Annotated in this window: 1 protein-coding gene; it reads right to left on the bottom strand. The window is 72.3% G+C overall.

Annotation, left to right across the window (positions count from 1 at the left end):
- Positions 1-147 precede the first annotated feature (147 nt).
- Positions 148-1,503: an aspartate aminotransferase family protein gene (locus GTW43_RS23495; RefSeq protein WP_161304024.1), complete on the bottom strand. Its 1,356-nt coding sequence runs from the start codon at positions 1,501-1,503 to the stop codon at positions 148-150.
- Between the last annotated feature and the right edge of the window lie 297 nt (positions 1,504-1,800).

The raw sequence follows: 1,800 nt of genomic DNA, 5'->3' as shown, positions 1-1,800 counted from the left end.
CGGAGGGGGCGGGACGGTGGGAGCAGGGCGGCACCACGGCCCGGGCCGGGCAGGGCCCCGATTCAAGCGGCGCCCCCGGCCCGGCGCGCCCCGAGCCGGACGCGCCCCCGGGCCGGGCCTGACCCCGGGCCGGGCGGAGCCCCGGGGTCAGGTGGTGTGTGCGTCCGCCGCCGTCAGCGCCGCATCGAGCGCCGCCAGCCCCTCCTTGATCTCCGCCTCGGAGACATTGAGCGGCGGCACGACATGCGTACGGTTCATGTTGACGAAGGGCCACAGCCCGTTCGCCTTCGCCGCCGCCGCGAACGCCGCCATCGGCGCATTCGCCTCACCCGCCGCGTTGTACGGCACGAGCGGCTCCCGCGTCTCCCGGTCCCGCACGAGGTCGAGCGCCCAGAACATGCCGACGCCCCGCACCTCGCCCACCGACGGATGCCGCTCGGCCAGCTCGCGCAGGGCGGGCCCGACGACGTCCGCGCCGAGCTTCGCGGCGTGGGCGACGATGCCCTCCTCCTCCATCACGTTGATGGTGGCGACGGCGGCGGCGCAGGCCAGCGGGTGCCCGGAGTACGTCAGACCGCCCGGGTAGGGCCGCTTGCCGAAGGTGTCGGCGATCGCACCGGAGATCGCGACGCCGCCGAGCGGCACGTACCCCGAGTTGACGCCCTTGGCGAAGGTCAGGAGGTCGGGCGTCACGTCGTACAGGTCGGCGGCGAACCACTCGCCGGTGCGCCCGAACCCGGCCATGACCTCGTCGAGCACGAACACGATCCCGTACCGGTCGCACAGCTCGCGCACGCCCGCGAGGTAACCGGCGGGCGGCAGCATGATGCCGGCCGTGCCCGGGACGGTCTCCAGGATGATCGCGGCGATCGTCTCCGGACCCTCGAACTGGATCGTGGTCTCCAGGTGCTCGAGCGCCCGCGCGCACTCCTGCTCCTCGTTCTGCGCGTAGAAGCGCGAGCGGTACAGGTACGGCGCCCAGAAGCGCACGACGCCCGCCGTGCCGCTGTCGCTGGCCCAGCGCCGCGGGTCACCGGTCACGTTGATCGCCTGCTGGGTGCCGCCGTGGTACGAGCGGTACGCGGAGAGCACCTTGGGGCGGCCGGTGTGCAGCCGGGCCATGCGCAGGGCGTGCTCGACGGCGTCCGCGCCACCGTTCGTGAAGAAGATCTTGTCGAGGTCGCCGGGGGTGCGCTCGGCGATGAGGCGTGCGGCCTCCGAGCGCGACTCGACGGCGAACGCGGGCGCGAAGGTCGTCATCTTCGCGGCCTGCTCCTGGATCGCGGCGACGACCTTCGGGTGCTGGTACCCGATGTTCGTGTAGACGAGCCCGGAGGTGAAGTCGAGGTAGCGGTTGCCGTCGTAGTCCCAGAAGTACGAGCCTTCGGCACCGGCGACGGCGAGCGGGTCGATGAGCTCCTGTGCGGACCAGGAGTGGAACACGTGCTTGCGGTCCGCGGCCTTGACGGCGGCGCCGACCTGGGGATTCGGCTGAGGGGTCATGGGCCCGAGGGTAAGGGCCCGGCCCGTGCGCACACCATCGGCGTCCTGTCTGCGCCCTGCCGTGGAACACGACAGTCTGTCGTGTCGCGTCCGTTACGGAACCGTACGGGCCGACGCCGCACTCTCTGTCGTAGGTCCGCACTATTCTCGGGCTGTTGCTCACAATTCGGGGGAGGGTGGCGCGGCATGGAGAGACTCGACCGGCTCGGGCCGGCAGACCCGCAGCGCATCGGGGCGTACCGGCTGCTCGGCCGGCTGGGCGCGGGCGGTATGGGTCAGGTCTATCTGGCGCGCTCA

Origin of the sequence: Streptomyces sp. SID5785, from assembly GCF_009870065.1 — a bacterium.
In the GTDB taxonomy this organism is placed as follows: Bacteria; Actinomycetota; Actinomycetes; order Streptomycetales; family Streptomycetaceae; genus Streptomyces.
This window is presented reverse-complemented; position numbering and strand designations above follow the sequence as displayed.